Source organism: Thermococcus gorgonarius, assembly GCF_002214385.1.
Classification (GTDB): domain Archaea; phylum Methanobacteriota_B; class Thermococci; order Thermococcales; family Thermococcaceae; genus Thermococcus; species Thermococcus gorgonarius.
The window spans coordinates 1,493,733-1,509,339 of record NZ_CP014855.1; the positions used below are offsets into that span (position 1 = coordinate 1,493,733).

At 51.0% G+C, this 15,607-nt stretch carries 18 protein-coding genes; 10 read left to right on the plus strand and 8 right to left on the minus strand.

The window, feature by feature from the left end; all coding sequences use genetic code 11:
* The first annotated feature begins 2 nt into the window (after nucleotides 1-2).
* Nucleotides 3-1,589, plus strand: coding sequence for a proton-conducting transporter transmembrane domain-containing protein (locus A3K92_RS08335; RefSeq protein ID WP_088885816.1), 1,587 nt, complete (start codon nucleotides 3-5; stop codon nucleotides 1,587-1,589).
* Between the two features lie 182 nt (nucleotides 1,590-1,771).
* Here the strand turns inward: A3K92_RS08335 and A3K92_RS08340 are convergent, their stop codons facing one another.
* Nucleotides 1,772-2,422, minus strand: coding sequence for a peroxiredoxin (locus A3K92_RS08340; RefSeq protein WP_088885817.1), 651 nt, complete (start codon nucleotides 2,420-2,422; stop codon nucleotides 1,772-1,774).
* Between the two features lie 239 nt (nucleotides 2,423-2,661).
* Between A3K92_RS08340 and A3K92_RS08345 the strand changes: the two genes are divergently transcribed.
* On the plus strand, nucleotides 2,662-3,546 hold the full coding sequence (locus A3K92_RS08345) for an Mrp/NBP35 family ATP-binding protein (RefSeq protein ID WP_088885818.1): 885 nt from the start codon (nucleotides 2,662-2,664) through the stop codon (nucleotides 3,544-3,546).
* A 131-nt stretch (nucleotides 3,547-3,677) separates the two neighbouring features.
* Complete coding sequence (locus A3K92_RS08350; protein WP_157722448.1) at nucleotides 3,678-4,727, plus strand: hypothetical protein; 1,050 nt, start codon at nucleotides 3,678-3,680, stop codon at nucleotides 4,725-4,727.
* Here A3K92_RS08350 and A3K92_RS08355 read toward each other — a convergent pair.
* Both A3K92_RS08355 and tfe read right to left on the minus strand, forming a co-directional pair.
* The gene (locus tag A3K92_RS08355) at nucleotides 4,724-5,452 is read right to left on the minus strand and encodes a DUF2110 family protein (protein WP_088885820.1); all 729 of its coding nucleotides are present in this window, start codon (nucleotides 5,450-5,452) and stop codon (nucleotides 4,724-4,726) included. The genes A3K92_RS08350 and A3K92_RS08355 overlap by 4 nt on opposite strands.
* A gap of 34 nt (nucleotides 5,453-5,486) precedes the next feature.
* The gene (gene tfe / locus A3K92_RS08360; RefSeq protein ID WP_088885821.1) at nucleotides 5,487-6,083 is read right to left on the minus strand and encodes a transcription factor E; all 597 of its coding nucleotides are present in this window, start codon (nucleotides 6,081-6,083) and stop codon (nucleotides 5,487-5,489) included.
* Nucleotides 6,084-6,280: 197 nt separating this feature from the next.
* Between tfe and A3K92_RS08365 the strand changes: the two genes are divergently transcribed.
* The 4 genes from A3K92_RS08365 to A3K92_RS08380 all read left to right on the plus strand — a co-directional run bounded on the left by A3K92_RS08365 (nucleotide 6,281) and on the right by A3K92_RS08380 (nucleotide 9,281).
* Entirely contained in the window at nucleotides 6,281-6,832 is a 552-nt protein-coding gene (locus tag A3K92_RS08365) for a [protein ADP-ribosylglutamate] hydrolase (RefSeq protein WP_088885822.1), read from the plus strand.
* Between the two features lie 5 nt (nucleotides 6,833-6,837).
* The gene (locus A3K92_RS08370) at nucleotides 6,838-7,206 is read left to right on the plus strand and encodes a hypothetical protein (protein WP_088885823.1); all 369 of its coding nucleotides are present in this window, start codon (nucleotides 6,838-6,840) and stop codon (nucleotides 7,204-7,206) included.
* A 117-nt stretch (nucleotides 7,207-7,323) separates the two neighbouring features.
* The gene (locus A3K92_RS08375; RefSeq protein WP_088885824.1) at nucleotides 7,324-8,766 is read left to right on the plus strand and encodes an NAD(P)H-hydrate dehydratase; all 1,443 of its coding nucleotides are present in this window, start codon (nucleotides 7,324-7,326) and stop codon (nucleotides 8,764-8,766) included.
* A gap of 83 nt (nucleotides 8,767-8,849) precedes the next feature.
* Nucleotides 8,850-9,281, plus strand: coding sequence for a translation initiation factor 2 (locus A3K92_RS08380; RefSeq protein WP_232460867.1), 432 nt, complete (start codon nucleotides 8,850-8,852; stop codon nucleotides 9,279-9,281).
* 111 nt (nucleotides 9,282-9,392) lie between these two features.
* On the opposite strand, the gene A3K92_RS08385 is transcribed toward A3K92_RS08380, so the two are convergent.
* Genes A3K92_RS08385 through A3K92_RS08395 form a run of 3 tightly spaced genes read right to left on the minus strand, consistent with a single transcriptional unit; the run spans nucleotide 9,393 to nucleotide 10,852 of the window.
* Entirely contained in the window at nucleotides 9,393-9,950 is a 558-nt protein-coding gene (locus A3K92_RS08385; protein ID WP_088885825.1) for an ArsR/SmtB family transcription factor, read from the minus strand.
* Nucleotides 9,951-9,959: 9 nt separating this feature from the next.
* Nucleotides 9,960-10,265 carry a DUF211 domain-containing protein gene (locus A3K92_RS08390; protein ID WP_088857323.1) on the minus strand — a complete coding sequence of 102 codons (306 nt, stop codon included), beginning with the start codon at nucleotides 10,263-10,265 and terminating at the stop codon, nucleotides 9,960-9,962.
* Nucleotides 10,266-10,267: 2 nt separating this feature from the next.
* Nucleotides 10,268-10,852, minus strand: coding sequence for a winged helix-turn-helix domain-containing protein (locus A3K92_RS08395; protein WP_088885826.1), 585 nt, complete (start codon nucleotides 10,850-10,852; stop codon nucleotides 10,268-10,270).
* Nucleotides 10,853-11,030: 178 nt separating this feature from the next.
* Here A3K92_RS08395 and A3K92_RS08400 point away from each other — a divergent pair, with 178 nt between their 5' ends.
* Nucleotides 11,031-12,440, plus strand: coding sequence for an acetate--CoA ligase family protein (locus tag A3K92_RS08400; RefSeq protein ID WP_088885827.1), 1,410 nt, complete (start codon nucleotides 11,031-11,033; stop codon nucleotides 12,438-12,440).
* A 30-nt stretch (nucleotides 12,441-12,470) separates the two neighbouring features.
* Here A3K92_RS08400 and A3K92_RS08405 read toward each other — a convergent pair whose 3' ends face one another.
* Nucleotides 12,471-13,403 carry a dipeptidase gene (locus tag A3K92_RS08405; RefSeq protein WP_088886071.1) on the minus strand — a complete coding sequence of 311 codons (933 nt, stop codon included), beginning with the start codon at nucleotides 13,401-13,403 and terminating at the stop codon, nucleotides 12,471-12,473.
* Nucleotides 13,404-13,412: 9 nt separating this feature from the next.
* On the minus strand, nucleotides 13,413-14,501 hold the full coding sequence (locus tag A3K92_RS08410; protein WP_088885828.1) for a tetratricopeptide repeat protein: 1,089 nt from the start codon (nucleotides 14,499-14,501) through the stop codon (nucleotides 13,413-13,415).
* Nucleotides 14,502-14,562: 61 nt separating this feature from the next.
* Between A3K92_RS08410 and A3K92_RS08415 the strand changes: the two genes are divergently transcribed.
* The gene (locus tag A3K92_RS08415; RefSeq protein ID WP_088885829.1) at nucleotides 14,563-15,138 is read left to right on the plus strand and encodes a DUF531 domain-containing protein; all 576 of its coding nucleotides are present in this window, start codon (nucleotides 14,563-14,565) and stop codon (nucleotides 15,136-15,138) included.
* A complete protein-coding gene (locus A3K92_RS08420) occupies nucleotides 15,087-15,557 on the plus strand; it encodes a signal peptidase I (RefSeq protein WP_088885830.1) in 471 nt (156 codons plus the stop codon). The genes A3K92_RS08415 and A3K92_RS08420 overlap by 52 nt, the downstream gene beginning before the upstream one ends.
* Nucleotides 15,558-15,607 lie beyond the last annotated feature (50 nt).

A 15,607-nucleotide genomic window follows, 5' to 3' on the forward strand; every position in this document is an offset into this window, starting at 1 on the left:
GCATGGAGGTTGGAATAGTCCCGGTCATACCCCTTGGCTTCGCCTTCTTCCTGCCGTTCCTATCAATAGCAACGAGGAAAAACAAAAAAGTCATCGTAGGTTACGCTTTGACGGTCCTCACCACGGCTTTCTTGGCTTCACTCTGGCTCTTTGAAAGGGTTTACTCCTCAAACGAACCCCTCGTCTACGCCTTCGGAAACTGGATAGCTCCGATAGGTATAGTCTTCGAGGTTGACAGGTTCTCGGCAACGCTCGTCCTTACCGCTTCGCTCGGCTTCCTCCTCGCTGGAATCTACTCGGCCAAGTATCTGTCGGAGTGGAACGGTTTAGAGTTCTTCTACACCTTCCTCCTGGGCTTAGAGGCCGGAAACCTCGGCGTCTTCATGACGGGAGATGCCTTCAACGTCTTCGTCATGTTCGAGGTCATGGGGGCGAGTGCGTACGCGATAGTGGGCTTTTACAGGACGAGGAGCGAGGCAATAGAGGGCGCCTTCAAATACGGCGTCAGCGGTGCCGTAGCTACCAGTCTCTACTTCTTGGCCCTGGGCTTCGTCTACGCATCCTTCGGAACGCTCAACATGGCCGACTTAAGTGCCAAGTTCCACGGGATGAGCTTCCCTGTAACGACTAGGCTCTTCGGCGACCCGACGCTCGCCTTAGCCCTCTTCTTTGCACTGACGATCTCGATGGTGATAGTCAAGAGCGCCATCTTCCCGGGCCACTACTGGCTTCCAGACGCTTACCAGGGTGCTCCAATACCGGTTGGAGCGGTGCTGAGCGGCTTCATCGAGGCAGCTGGAATATACGTTTTAGCTAGATACCTCTACACGCTCTTCCACGGCCTTCCATTTGACTGGACCCTCTCGCTCGTCTTCTTCACCCTTGGAGCGGCAACGGCCTTCCTCGGCTCCATAATGATGCTCGTTCAGAAGGATGTGAAGAGGCTCATCGCTTACTCAACGATACTACATATGGGGTACCTTTTCATGACCCTCGGCGTCGGAACCCAGCTGGCCCTCATCGCGATAGACTTCCACCTCGTCAACCACGCCATAGCCAAGATGCTCCTCTTCTTCACGGTAGGGGCATTCATATACCGCGCCGGCACGAGCAGAATTGAGGAGCTGGCTGGAATAGGAAGGGCCATGCCAGTAAACACCTTCCTCTTTGGAATAGCCACGCTAAGCCTCGTTGGAGTGCCGCCGCTCAACGTCTTCTTCGGGAAGATGCTCATCTTCGACGCTTTGATGCAGGTGAGTCCATGGCTGGCCTCTGTCGTTGTTATAACGAGCGCCATAGCGGCGTGGGCCTATTTCAAGGCCTTCCTCTACCTCTGGCGCGGGAAGCCGAGCGAGGGCCACGGACACGGTCACGAGGAGCATGGAGGTAAGGAGAAAGCGAAATGGGACGTTGGGGAAGTCTGGACCTTCAACGCCGTCGGGGTGGTTTTGGCGGCTCTGGTTATCGCCCTCGGCATATTCGCTCCGGTGCTGATAGACAGGGTCTTCCATCCTGCTGCGGCCCAGGCGATGGACTATCAGGGTTACATAGAGGCTGTGAAAAAGCTTGCCGAAGCTGTTCTTCATTAGATGCTTTTGATCTTTCTTTTCTCAAGTCGATAGGTCGGGCTTCGAGGTTTTCCATTCCTCCGGGAACTCGCCTGTGAAAGGAGTTGCATCAAAACTGCAATTGAGTCAAACAATAGGATGTTTGGGGGCGATACTGGAATCAATCTTCAAATGAGACAGAAGAACAGAAAAGGAAGAAAAGCTCACTCGAGCTTCTTGTAGCAGAACCACCAGTCGTAGCACTCGATCTCGCCCTTGGCCTTGGCCTCCTCGCGCTGCTTGACCTCTTCGACGGTGCTGGCCGGTGGGACGATGGCCTTGTCCCCGATGAGCTCGTTGTTGGGCCACTTGTGCGGAAGTGCAACGCCCTTCTCGGTGCTTATCTTGAGGGCCTTGACGAGCCTGAGTATCTCGTCCCAGTCCCTGCCGACCTCGGCCGGGTAGTAGACGATGGCCCTGATGACACCCTTGTCGTCAACGACAAAAACGGCCCTAGCGGTGTTCGTTGAGCCGCTCGGGATCATGCCGAGCTTGTCTGCGAGCTCGCCGCGGTCGTCGGCTATGACCGGGAAGGTTATCTCCTCGCCGAGGTTCTCCTTTATCCACTCCATCCACTTGATGTGGCTGAAGACCTGGTCAACGCTCAGTCCGATGGGCTCGACGCCGAGCTTTCTGAATTCCTCGGCGCGCTTCTGCATGGCGTAGAACTCGGTCGTACAGACCGGGGTGAAGTCGGCCGGGTGGCTGAAGAGCACGAACCACTTGCCCTGCTCGGCGAAGTAGTCCGGGAGTTTTATTACTCCGTGGGTGGTCTTGACCTCAACCTCTGGGAACTTTTCTCCTATGACGACCATCTTTCATCACCTCTCGTTTTTCTGTGTCGTCTTCACTATAAACCTGGTGGGTTCGAATATATAAACCTTTCGGTTTGATATCGTCCAAAATTGAGGATTTAAAAGAACATGAAATAGCCCCTTATCCCGGAATCAAAGGCATCCTAGGCCCTCTAAATACACACATGTGGGTAAGATTGTCCGAATTTTGGACAAAGCTTTTAAAGTTCCAGCCCAATGGAAAGTTGAGGTGGTTTAAGATGACTATCAAAGCTCCAACCTTAAACGTCGGTGGTCTCGGGGCCGATCCACTCACCGAAAGGATAAAAGAAAAGCAGCAGAAGTGGAAGTACAAGGTAGCGGTCTTAAGCGGCAAGGGGGGAGTAGGTAAAAGCACTGTTGCCGTGAACCTGGCAGCGGCATTGGCAAAGAAAGGCTACTACGTGGGCATACTGGATGCCGACATACACGGGCCGAACGTGGCAAAGATGCTCGGCGTCGATAGGGCCGACGTCTTGGCCGAGAGAACGGAAGATGGAAGATTTGAGATGCTGCCTCCAATGACAGACTTCATGGGACAGATCACCCCGATAAAGGTCATGAGCATGGGTTTCCTCGTTCCAGAGGATCAGCCGATAATATGGCGTGGCGCCCTCGTAACCAAGGCGATAAAGCAGCTTCTCGGGGACGTTAAGTGGGGCGAGCTGGACTTTATGATAATCGACTTTCCTCCGGGAACCGGCGATGAGATACTCACCGTCACCCAAAACCTCCAGCTGGATGCGGCCATAATCGTTACCACTCCACAGGAGGTCGCCCTACTCGACACAGGCAAGGCAGTCAACATGATGAAGAAGATGGAGGTTCCCTACATAGCCGTTGTCGAAAACATGAGCTATCTCATCTGTCCGCACTGCGGCAACGAGATAGACTTATTCGGCAGGGGCGGTGGCAAAAAACTCGCCGAAAAAGAGGGTGTTGAGTTCCTGGGTGAGATTCCGATAGACCTCAAGGCGAGAGAGGCAAGCGATGCTGGAATCCCGATAGTCCTCTACGGAGACACGATAGCGGCGAAAGCATTCATGGAGCTTACAGAAAAGCTCGTGAGGAAGCTTGAAGAGATGAAAGGGGAAGAAAAAGAGTAAACTTTTAAAATTTCACCTTTTTTAGTATTTTTAGCGCGGCTCAGACCGGCAGGAGCCGATGCGATGGGGCCGCGCTGGACCAGGCTATTTTCAATAACTTTTTTAACCTTCTTACGAAGTTCAAGCCCAGTATGAGTCAAAAGGGCTCTGTAACAATGCTGGCACTCATTATAGTTACCGCAGTTTTGCTTAGTCTGAACTCCGTAAACGTCCCAAAAGGTGTCGCTGTCTCGGATGCAAATGTAACGTTCAGCCACACTAACTTAATCCTGTTCGGGGGAATATACCTCATAACCGTGGCAGTTTTCACCTACCACTTAGGACGTAGGGGGGAGTATGCAGATGTTTTGTACATCATGGTGGTTTCCCTTCTGGTTCTGTGGGCCTTAAACTCCCAATCAGAGCCAGCCGGACTTCAGGAAGAGTTATCCAACTTGATCGGCAGGCTGAACCTTCACCTGAAACCATCGCCAGAAGGTGTTTTCTATCTTTACGTTTATGCCTCCCTCCTCCTTGCCACATCAACCTTCTACATAGCCCCCCGCCATTCAAGGGAGCTTGGGTTCCTCATATTCGGCATGACGTTCTCAATGCCGCTGTTCAGGGAATTTATAACCTCAACGGAACTCGTTGGAATAGCCGCGTTTTCGATAACGCTCGCACTCTCAAGCTCGTTCTTTTCGTATTCAAGCCCATTAAGGGCCGGTTTAGAAGGGATTTTGCTGGCGATCTCAACGGTGATAGTTTTTTCCGTGAGACCTATAGCAGTACTCATTCCTGTGGCCCTTATCTTGACTTTCCCAAGAAAAAAGAGAAACCTCCTGTACCTGGCCCTTGCCCTCGCGGGTTTTTTGGTTGTGCAGAAAAACGATCTGTGGCTGAGGCCAAACTTTGTCGCAGTTCCCCTTGAGGATGCCATAATTCAACTGCTCCTACCAACGCTGCTTTTTATCTATCTCACAATCGGGAAATCTAGAGCGATAAGAACCGTGCTCAGAAACACTAGGGGCCCAACCCCGTTTTTGATTTTCCTGACCGTGGCTTACGCTGTAGGCTTTGTTTACGATAGAACGATTTTTCCATACCTGCTTCTCCTGATAAGTTCGGTATCAACAAGGATAATCTATCAGGTCAGAAACCTGGAAAAGGGAACAGCAGGGGCGAGGGCAGGGATTTACTAGAACTTTATGGCCCCAAACACCGCGCCCTTAAGATGCGGCCCTATCTCCTTGATTATTCCCGGGGCCTGCGTACCCTTTTTCAGCACTAGGAGTGTCTCCATAAGGCCGAGTTCTTCAAGTCTCTTAACGTCCCGGCCATGGCCCGTCTTCACGAGGGCTTTCTCGACGTTCTCGCTTATCGTCCCAACCACGAATATCTTATCGTGTCCGTCCTCCAGCCACCCTCTAAACCGCTCCAGCCAGCTTTCCTCAAAGGTTAAGTCAACTTCTCTTGCTCCGAACTCAACTCTCGCAACCCTCACCTTAACGGGAAGGTTGTCAACCCATCCAAACTCCCTTATCATCTGCCTAACCGGCTTCTCACCAAAAACGCTCTTGAGGTAGTAGAGGGGAAGAAGGGCATCCTTTGGCCTGGGCCTGAGGATCCCAATGTCAACGTAGGCACCATAGCCTACTTTACCCAGGTCAATAAAGCGGCCAACGTAAACTTCTCCCTCTTTAATGGATCTCAAAGAGTAAGGGATCTCACCGAATTCTTCCCTGACCAAGTTTGCGCTTACCTCTTCGTCTTCTTCGGAGAGAGAAACTTTGACCCAGTTCTTCAGAGTTGCTGACAGCTTCCACTCAACTTCCAGATCTCCCAGCAGAGCCTTGAGTTTTTTGTCAAGCTTCAAAAAACCACTCCTGTCGCCGTAAACCTTCTCTGGAACGACAACTTCAATCATCTTCACCATCCCCGAAGTTCATTAAAAAGACCATTCAAGCTACCGCCTCTGCCTCTTTGGAAGAGGCCTCAACTGATTTATTCTTGCCTTTCTTCGATTGAGATTTCGGCTTTTTGCGGAGACCCAGCTCGATTTCAAGTTCTTCAATACGCTTTTTGAGGTCTTCAACTATTGCACTGTTGTCGTACTCCATCAGGATGTCCCCACAGATCGGGCACTGGAACTGATACTCCATGGCCTCATCAAAAGTCATCCTTGGATGGCCGGGTTTCCCGCACCAGAAATACATCTCACCGGTCTCCTGCTCGAGCATTTTCCTAAGTTCTTCGAGTTCTTTCATCTTTCTGTTTCTGATTATCTCGTCCAGCCTCTTTGTCTCAAGGAACCAGTAGTAATAGTACCATCCAGTTTCCTTATCGCGGATGCGCTTAAAATCAGCCACCCCAACGTCATAGAGCTCGTAGAGTATCTTCCTAACGTTGTTTACCCGAATCCCGGTCATCTCAGCTAATTCCTCGTCAGTTATCTCCTTCTTTTTCTGGAGAGCCTTAACTACCTCAACGGCCTCCTCGCCTCCGATCTCCCTTGCAAGTTCGATGAGCTCTTTGCGCACGCTCTTTCTCCTTGCCACGATGAAACCCTCCAGGCCTTATTCCAGCAGTCACGAAATTCCAATTAGTTTTTATGTTCCTCACAGTATATATAGATTTTTGTCGAAACGACAACGCTGATGTCTTATAGTGTTCATTGGGATTGAGAATACTAACTCCAGGAAAATCAACCACAAAAGGAATAAGTGGCCGGAACTATTCAAAAATGGTGAGGACAATGCTCGAGATAGTTAGGGGAGACATAACGCGCTTCCCTGCCGAGGCCATAGTGAACGCGGCCAATAGGTACCTTGAGCACGGCGGTGGCGTCGCATACGCCATAGCCAAGGCAGCGGCAGGAAACGTCCGCGAGTACATCAGGATAAGCAAAGAAGCCATGAAAGAACAGCTCGGTAAGGACTCGATAGAGCACGGCGAGGTCGTAGTAACGCCCGCATTAAGGCTGGAAAGGTTTGGAATCAAGTACGTCATACATACCGTCGGCCCCTACTGTGGCGGGGTTTGGGACGAAGACAAAAAGGAGAAGCTCAAAAAAGCCATCCTCGGCGCGCTAAGGAAAGCGGAAGAGCTGGGAGTCAAGAGCATAGCCTTTCCGGCGGTAAGCGCCGGCATCTACGGCTGCCCGCTTGAGGAGGTTGTGAAGACGTTCAAGGAAACTGTTGAGGAGTTTGAGCGAGAAGCAAAAAGCGTGGAGAGGGTTTACCTCGTGTTGTACTCGGAAGGAGATTATGAGGGGGCATTAAGGTATCTGGAAGAAAATTTAGGGTGAGACGATTGAAGGAATACATCCGTCTCCTACTCCTTCTGAGGCTCTTCCTGAGGCTTTTTGCCTTTACTTATCCCCTGCTCCTAACGGTTATGTATAACTTCTGGGTCTTTGAGAGACTGCCACTGGCCCTTTGGGTTGTCTATGTGGTCATCATAGCCCTTTGGGAGCTTCTCTCGGGAATTTTCGCGGACAGGCCTTTGCCAATGACTCTCTTGAAGGCTTACGCCGCCTTAACCATCTTCCTTGAGTTTCCCTCCGTCCTTTTGAGTTCTCGCCTTTCCACTGCCTTTGCCTTTCTCCCCTGGGTTTCGCTCTGGTACGGTTCTCTTATGGTCCTGGCGCTCCTGGTTGTCCTGACGTCCAGACGTCGATGATTTTCTTTTCCATTCGTCCTCTTGGCCTTTCCCGTGATTTTCCTCGCATAAACCCCCACGCGTAGGAAAAAGGGTAGCCTTTTATCCTTCCCCCTCCAAGTTAGACCGGTGGTGCCTATGCACATCGAGGACGTCTACATCTGGGACATCAACGCCAAGTGGCTCGGGATTTCTCCACTTCAACTCATGGAAAACGCGGGCTCTGGAGTTGCGAGAGTTATTGAGGAGAAGTTTGGAAGGAACCTTAAGATCGCGGTTTTCTCGGGCACCGGCAACAATGGCGGCGACGGCTTTGTCACTGCCAGACATCTCAGCTTCGAGAACGAGGTTACCCTCTTTCTCGTGGGTGATGAAGCTAAGATAAGGAGTGAAGAGGCGAGGCACAACTGGGAGATACTCAAGAGCCTCGACTTCGTGGAAATTAAAGTCCTCAAGGACTCCTCGTACATAAAGTCTCTCGACCTTTCCGGCTTTGACGTCATCGTCGATGCACTCCTAGGGGCCGGCACGAGGGGTGAACCTCGCGAGCCCATACGCTCCGCGATAGAGAAGATCAACGAGTACGCGGGGAAAGCCAGGATCGTCAGCATAGACCTGCCAAGCGGTTACCCCTCGAAAATCCGCGTCAAAACGGACTTCGCTGTGACGTTCCAGTGGGACAAGGAGGAGTATGAGGGCTTTGAGCGAATTGTGGTTAAAATAGGCTATCCGAAGGAGCTCTACCACCTCGTTGGCCCCGGCGATGTAAAGTTCGTGCTGAGGAAGAAAGGCCAGCACAAGGGGCAGAACGGGAAGCTGCTCGTGATAGGTGGAAGTGAGGACTACTTTGGGGCGCCTTACTTGGCATCAAAGGCCGCTTCCTACATCGTTGACCTCGTTTACCTTGCGATGCCAGAGTATTCAGCGAGAAGGATAAGCGACCCCGACTTAATTCTCCGCCCTGTCGAGGGGAAGAACTTCAGGCCGGAGTACGTTGAGGGTTTGATTGAACTTGCCAAGAGGGTTGATGCCGTGGTGATAGGGCCTGGAATCGGTCTCAGGGAGGAGACCAAAGCCTTCGTCCGCGAGTTCGTTAAGCGCTGTGATAAGCCGCTCGTTATAGACGCCGACGGGCTGAAAGCCATTGCAAAGGACTTAAGCGTTCTCAGGGGCAAGACCTTTGTCCTAACCCCCCACGCCGGCGAATTCAGGGTGTTATTTGGCTCGTCGCCTGAAGGCTCACTAACGGAGAAGGCTGAACTCGTGATTAAAAAGGCCAGAGAAATTGGCGGTGTGATACTACTCAAGGGCCCCTACGACATCATAAGCGACGGAAAAACCTGGAAGTACAACAAAACCGGCAACAGGGGAATGACCACCGGAGGAACGGGGGACGTCTTGGCGGGCCTCGTAGGTGCTCTGCTCGCCCTCGGAAACGAACCTTTGAGGGCCGCATCGGTTGGAGCGTTCCTCAACGGCCTCGCAGGGGACATGGTGAAGGAAGAGCTGGGGGAGAACTTTACGGCTTTAGAGGTTGTTAAAAAGGTTCCAAAGGCCGTGAGGTGGGTGGAGGAGTTCTGAAGGAGCACAGGGGCCACGATTATGGGTTACTATGGCTCCGTTATTTTTAAATACTTTTGCGGTATAATCCACTGGGGGATACAATGATGAGGGAGTACCTTCACAACAGGAAGTTTCTCCGTAATTTCCTTACCCGGTTGGTTGCGGCTGAGGTTCTGGTAGTGCTCTTCGGAAAGTATGGCCCAGAGATTGGTGTAAAGTTCGGCATTCTGTGGTTGCTCGCCATGACCCCCTTCATTTTGTATCTCTACCGCGAAGAGTGGCAAAAGTTCTCCAAGGTGTACTCTCCAAGGGAGGCCGACAGAATAGCTACTAACCTCCTGATGGTGCGCTATATGATAGGATTCATACCGATAACGGCCGCACTGCTGGGAAGGTGGTTTGATGGAAACCTCATCGTACTCGGCTTGACAGGTTTTCTCTTTGCGCTTCTGGCTGCAAAGCTCCTCACAGATGCCGGTTATCCCCTCAGCAGGGAGGAAAGAGAGAAGATACTTAAGGCGCAGTTCGCATGACAGTGGTTGTGATGGGGGCTCTAGGGATCAGAGGCCCCTTCTGTCCTATTTCTCCGCTGGTGTTGGCCCTCTTCGGTGGGCACTTTGGATTCTTTTTAGAATAAAGAGAGTTTAAAATCTGATGAGAGTTTTAACTTCCCTGGCCTTTTCACAGAGCTCGCAACTCTGGAGGAACACGAGCATATTCAAAAGGTGAAAGAGCTCAACCTCGGTTAGGTCAACATCTGCCTCAGAAATTCTCTTTATTATTGGCTGTGATCTAATTTCGATCTCGTCTAAAACTTCCTTTGCAATCTTCTCCAGCTTTTCCCGATCCCTGATTTTAAAGCCGGCCCTTTCGAGTATCTGGACGAGTTTCCTAGCCTCTACCTGTAGATAAGCCTGTCGGAATTCCGCTATGCTCTCATCGGGTTCGACCTTTATGAGAAACATCCTCGCCGTCCTGCCATAAATCTTTTCGTTGCCGTGAGACTCAACTTCCTCAACGAGACCCTCAGATTCGAGAGCCTTAATATGACGGTAAATAGTTGTTCTATCCTTCCCAATAGCCATGCTAAGCTCGTTAATGCTCATCGGACGCTCCCTGAGGAGAGTGAGAATTTTAAACCGGGTCGGCTCCGAGAGTACCTTAACTGTTTCAGGGTTTGTTATTATGAGGACCTCTTTCATATCTGACCCTCAATACTCTTCCAGTTTATCCTGGGGAGTCTCTTCTTCCTCCACTATTCTCTTCCCGGCAGCCACCATGTCGATGCTGTGCACCACGCCGCCGAACTCCTCTATTGTCTGGACTATCTCGTCGTAGTCCAAGTTGTCCCCAACAACGGTTATCTTAACGTTCTCCGTTTCCTTATCGATTTCAACGAGGGTTATGTTAACTCCCTCGACACCCTCAAGCTCGCTCAGTCCGAGTGCCAGTTCAGTAACGATTGGCTGGTGGGGCTTGAGAACGTCGAGAACGAGGAGCCTTATTCCCTTTCCCATCCTTACTCATTCCTCCTTTTGAGTATCTCCCCGAGTTCCCTAAGAAGGTTCAAAACCTCTCCGTCCCGGCCCATCCTGGCCATGGCCAGCCACTCTATCGCGTGGATTATGTCCTCGTCGGAGAAGTTCTTTAATTTCTCCTCGTTGGCCTCTATCTCCTTTGAGATCTCCGTCTTGTACTCGTGTTCCTTCTTGAGGAGTGCGTCCATCACGTTGAGCAGCTTTTCTTCATCAAACTCATAACCTAATGCCTTGAATATCTCAAGCTTTGTTTTCAGCCTTGAGCGGGCGAAGTAGCGGAGCTCCTCGTCACCGAGGTATAGGTTGATGTAGAAGGCATCCGCAGTTCTGCCGTAGTACTTCTCCACGAGGTTGCCCTTCATCTCCGTCCTCTTGACCTCTACTAAGCCAGCCTCCTTGAGCTTCTCGATGTGGTGGTATATCGTCTGGGGTGTCTTCCCCAGTATCTCGCTCAGCTGTGATATCGTCATCTCCCTGTTTCGAAGCAACTGAAGGATCTTCCTCCGTGTATCTTCAAGCATGAGTTTTATTATATCTGGATCGGTAACGACTTTCACCTTTGCCATTGGCACCACCAATTTAAACGCTCTAATTTCCTTTTTAACGTTCCGGGATTTAACTCTTTTGCTTCCTTTAGCATCCGGCAATTTTATATATGTAAACCTCAACTGGAGAGGGATATAAAATCCAGCCCCAGGAACCCTTAAAAACATAACTCAAAAAAGTCGGTGGAGGTGGTAGGGTATGGAAAAGCCGAATCTGGACTTTCTGTTCTATCCAAAGAGTGTTGCCGTTATTGGTGCTTCCCACGTCCCTGGAAAAGTTGGAAACGCCATAATGCGCTCCATAACGCTTCGCTACGATGGGAAGGTCTACGCCGTCAACGTCAAAGGCGGTGAAATTGAGGTCAACGGAAGGAAGTTCCCGGTTTACAGAAGCATAAAAGATGTCCCGGATGAAGTTGATGTTGCAGTCATAGCGGTTCCGGCAAAGTTCGTCCCAGATGTCATAGACGAGTGCGGTGAGAAGGGCGTTAAAGCCGCCGTTGTCATCTCAGCTGGCTTTAAAGAGGCTGGAAGAGCTGACCTTGAGGAAGAGCTCGTGAGACGGGCTAAGAAGTGGGGAATCCGCGTCGTCGGCCCGAACTGTCTCGGCGTCACAAACCTTGAGAACGGCTTCGACTGCAACTTCAACCCGCCTGAGAGGCAGGCGAGACCGCCCTTCGGAAAGGTTGCTTTCATGAGTCAGAGCGGTGCCTTTGGGGCGGCAATCCTCGACTGGGCCGCGAGTCACAAGATAGGAATGAGCAAGTTCATCAGCCTCGGCAACATGGCAGACCTCGACGAGAGCGACTTCATGGCATACCTCGGCGACGATCCGAAGACCGGCGTTATCACTGCCTACATTGAGGGGGTAAAGGACGGCAGGAAGTTCTTCAACACGGCCAAAGAGGTCACCCTGAAAAAGCCCGTCGTGGTGCTCAAGAGCGGCAGAACCGAGGCCGGAGCAAAGGCCGCCGCGAGCCACACAGGTTCTCTCGCCGGTTCCTACAGGATATACCAGGCGGCTTTTGAGCAGGCTGGCGTTCTGGAAGCGAAAAGCATGCGCCAGCTCTTCAACTACGCCAAGGCTTTGGCCATGCAGATGCCAGCAAAGGGCAACCGCGTGGCTATAGTCACGAACGGTGGCGGAGCTGGCGTTATGATGAGCGACGGCCTGCTTGAGCGCGGAATGAAGCTCGCCGAGCTGAGCGAAGAAACCAACGAGAAGTTCAGGAGAGATATCGAGGCAGGAAAGCTCCCCGAGCACATGAGCTACAGGAACCCGATAGACGTCATCGGAGACGCTCCATCCAGCAGGTACGAGATAGCCATGCGCTACGCTCTGGAGGACCCAAACGTTGACGTTCTGGTGGTCATAGCGCTCTTCCAGAGTCCGGCTTTGGATGAGGGTATCGTTGGGGCCATGGAGAAGATGAAGGTCTACGGCAAGCCGATAGTCTTCGTTGCTCCGGGTGGGGATTATCCACACAAGATGGCCAGGAACATCGAGCTCAAAGGAATCCCGGTCTACGAGACGGTCGAGGATGGGGTTGACGCCGTCTATGCCCTTGTTAAGTATGGAGAATGGTTGAGGGAGAACGGAAAAATTTAATTCCAATTTCCTTTTTCCCTACGACATTATTTAGCCAACGACCTTTTCAAAGACCCTCTCAAAGTTTTTGAAGGTTATTCCCTCTATTTCTCTTCTGCTAAAGTTCTCCTCGAGTTTCTTGAGAAGGTTGGGTATGTCGCTTTCATCCCTCAGTCCAACAACGCTCCTTCCGCTCCATCCCGGGAGATAATAGACAAAATCGAAGCCAAGGCCAACGTGTTCATAGCCCAGAAGATCAACCATGTAGGCAATGTGGCCAACGTATTTTTCCAGCGTGGGGTTATTCCGATCCACAAAGCTGAATATGGCCACTGCCCCAACGACACCATCCCTCTCAGCTATGGCCTTTAGTTGCTCATCGCTTAAGTTCCTAGGATGATCGCAGAGAGCCCTTGCGTTGGAATGGGAGGCGATAACAGGGAACGAAGTAACATCCAGAGCGTCCCAAAAGCCGGCCTCGTTTATGTGACTCAAGTCTATGAGAATTCCAAGTTCCTCAGCTTTACCAACGACTTCGACTCCAAAGTTAGTCAGACCCCCGTTGGTTCTTTCAAAGACTCCGTCGCCTATCTGGTTCCTTAGGCTCCACGTAAGAGTAAGAACCCTGAGTCCGAGGGAGTAGAACACCTCAAGGAGGTCCAGGCTCTCAATGGGCTCCCCTCCTTCAAGACCAACCCACAAAGCAACCCTGCCAGATCTAATTATCTCATTCATTTCCGAGACATTTCTCGCTATTTCAAAACTCTCGCTTTCGTGGACGTCTGCCCTAAGCCTGTTAAGGGCCTCCAGAGCATACCTTAGAGCCCACGGTCTTTTGTCGGGTGGCGTCCAGATCGATGTAACCCTCGACCGGATATACTCACCAAAGAATCTCTCGTAGTTCCGTTCAAGGACGAAAGCCTGTCCCTTACCCCTTTCCTCCCATAGGAAGGTGGGAATATCAGAGTGAGCATCAAAAATCATGGAGTCCATCTAGAACTCCTCCTCAAGCTTTTTCTTCAGTTCAGAGATATTCTCAACGAGATCCCTCCTTTTCTTTGGATCAGACACTAGAGCTGCCACTTCAAAAGCCTCAGAGAAATCTTTTCTCTCGGCCAGCTTCAAAGAGATAGTCCTCAGTGCCTCGTCCCTCTTCGCAGGATCGGCTATCTTCATAGCAAACTTAAGGGCCCTCTCCAGCTCATCCATGTCAGTTAGTATTACCGCTGCCTTCTGGACGTTCTTCTCGGACAGGCCGATTCTGTCAAAGAGCCTAAAAGCAACTCCCAGTACGTCCAGGTATTCAGGGGACCCGACCTTTTTCGCCCAGGAAGAGACCTCTAAAAGGGCTATAAATAGATCCTGGGGATCTTCAATTGACTTTTCGAGAAGGGAAACAACGTACCGATAACGTCCCTCCAGAAGGACCTTTCTTATTTCAGGAGTTCCAAAGAAGTAGACTGTTTTAGCCAGGTTTAGCTTTTTCTCGGCATCTGCAGCCTTCTGGCTCACGTAAAGTTTATCGAATATGTCGTAAGCTATTTTGTAGAATTCTATGGCATCTCTTGAGTGAAGGAAGTCAGCAGTGTTCTCTATGATGCTGGCCACCTCTATTAGGAGGTCTATTTTACTCCTATAGTCAATGTTGGCTGAAACTGCTAGCTCGAAGGCATCGTTGAACTGAGCCAAAGCCTCCTCAAAAAAGCCGGATCTGGCCAGATAGTGGGCTAGAACGCATATTCCCAGGACCTGCTCACGGATGTCCTTTATCCTGGCTATTTCGTCAATTGCAATCTCAAAGAACTCATTTGCGGTATCGTAATCCCCAAGAAGAGAGTAAACGTGGGCTATCTTCGAGGAGAGGTACGCTCTATCGTAAGGATCCTTTATCTTTCTTAACAGTTCAACTGCCTCCTCAAGCGCCTGGTGCTGTGCTATTCCATTAACGCCATTCGCTTTAATAGCTATTTCAAGGAGAGCATCCGCCCGATCAAACGGATCTTCGAGTTTTCTAGCTTCCTCAAGTGCCTCATCAAAGAGACCCTTCGATGCAAGAAGAAGTATGTTGTCAAGTTTCTCCATCGCCCTCGCCTTAAGAATTTTGGAAGGGAAAGTTTATAAAATTCCCGGAAGGGGGAGTTTTATGCTAACACTGGCCCTGTACAACACTTACGACACAAGAAGGCTTCACGAAGCCCATCTCAGGGCAATAGCAAGGGCTGGACCCGTAGCGTATGCCTTCGACTTTCACCTGGCTCTGGTGGGATTTCCACTGGAAGGAAAGCCCACTGATGTAGCAGAGGAAATAGCCAAAAATACCACAATAGGAAAAGGAGGGAAGTACCTGCTGGAACTCGCCCAAAACAACAAGTTTCACCTCCTCGATTTTCCAAAAGGGGGATTTCCTCCTCAGTTCGGGATCCCAGTAGCAACCACGAGAAAGCCCTCAGAAGAAAAGAAGATAACTCCACTCGAAGTCGCCGAGAGGTCTCTTAGGGGAGAAAGCTTCATACTCCTAGTTGGCCTGGGGAGACACGGGCTACCAAAGGAAACGTTTAAGTTGGCACGATACCATATGGACATAACCGGAAGGGGAGTAAGCCTTGAAACCTGCACGGCCATAGGGGCGATTCCCTCCAAAATAAGAACTCTGATGGAGGCCCTGCAATGGAAGACGGATGGGCAAAAGAACTGGCGTGGATACTCATCTCGATTATAATAGTGGCCGGAATAAACTACGGCCTCAAGATCGTTATGAATACAGACTCCCCGCTCGTCATAGTCATAAGCGGTTCTATGGAGCCCGTGTTTTACAGGGGCGATGTAGTGCTTCTCAAAGGCGTGTCCCCCGACGACATTAAGGTTGGCGATGTGATAGTATACAACGCCCCCATGTATGCTTATCCAATAATTCACCGAGTTCGGGAGATAAAAACGGTTGAGGTAAACGGGCATGAGGAAAAGTGCTTCGTTACATGGGGGGACAACAACCCAATTCCGGACTGGGGGGAGTACAGGCTCTACCCAACGCCCAACGGCGGAGTTCCCTGTGTGCCTGCCTATGCCGTGGATGCCAAGGCTGTTATGGTGTTCCCCAAGATAGGGGTAATACCCCTGTGGATCAGGGAGCACATGTAAGAGGAAACGGGATGATGTGAGGGTAGGTGGCTGAGGGATGATGACCTAAT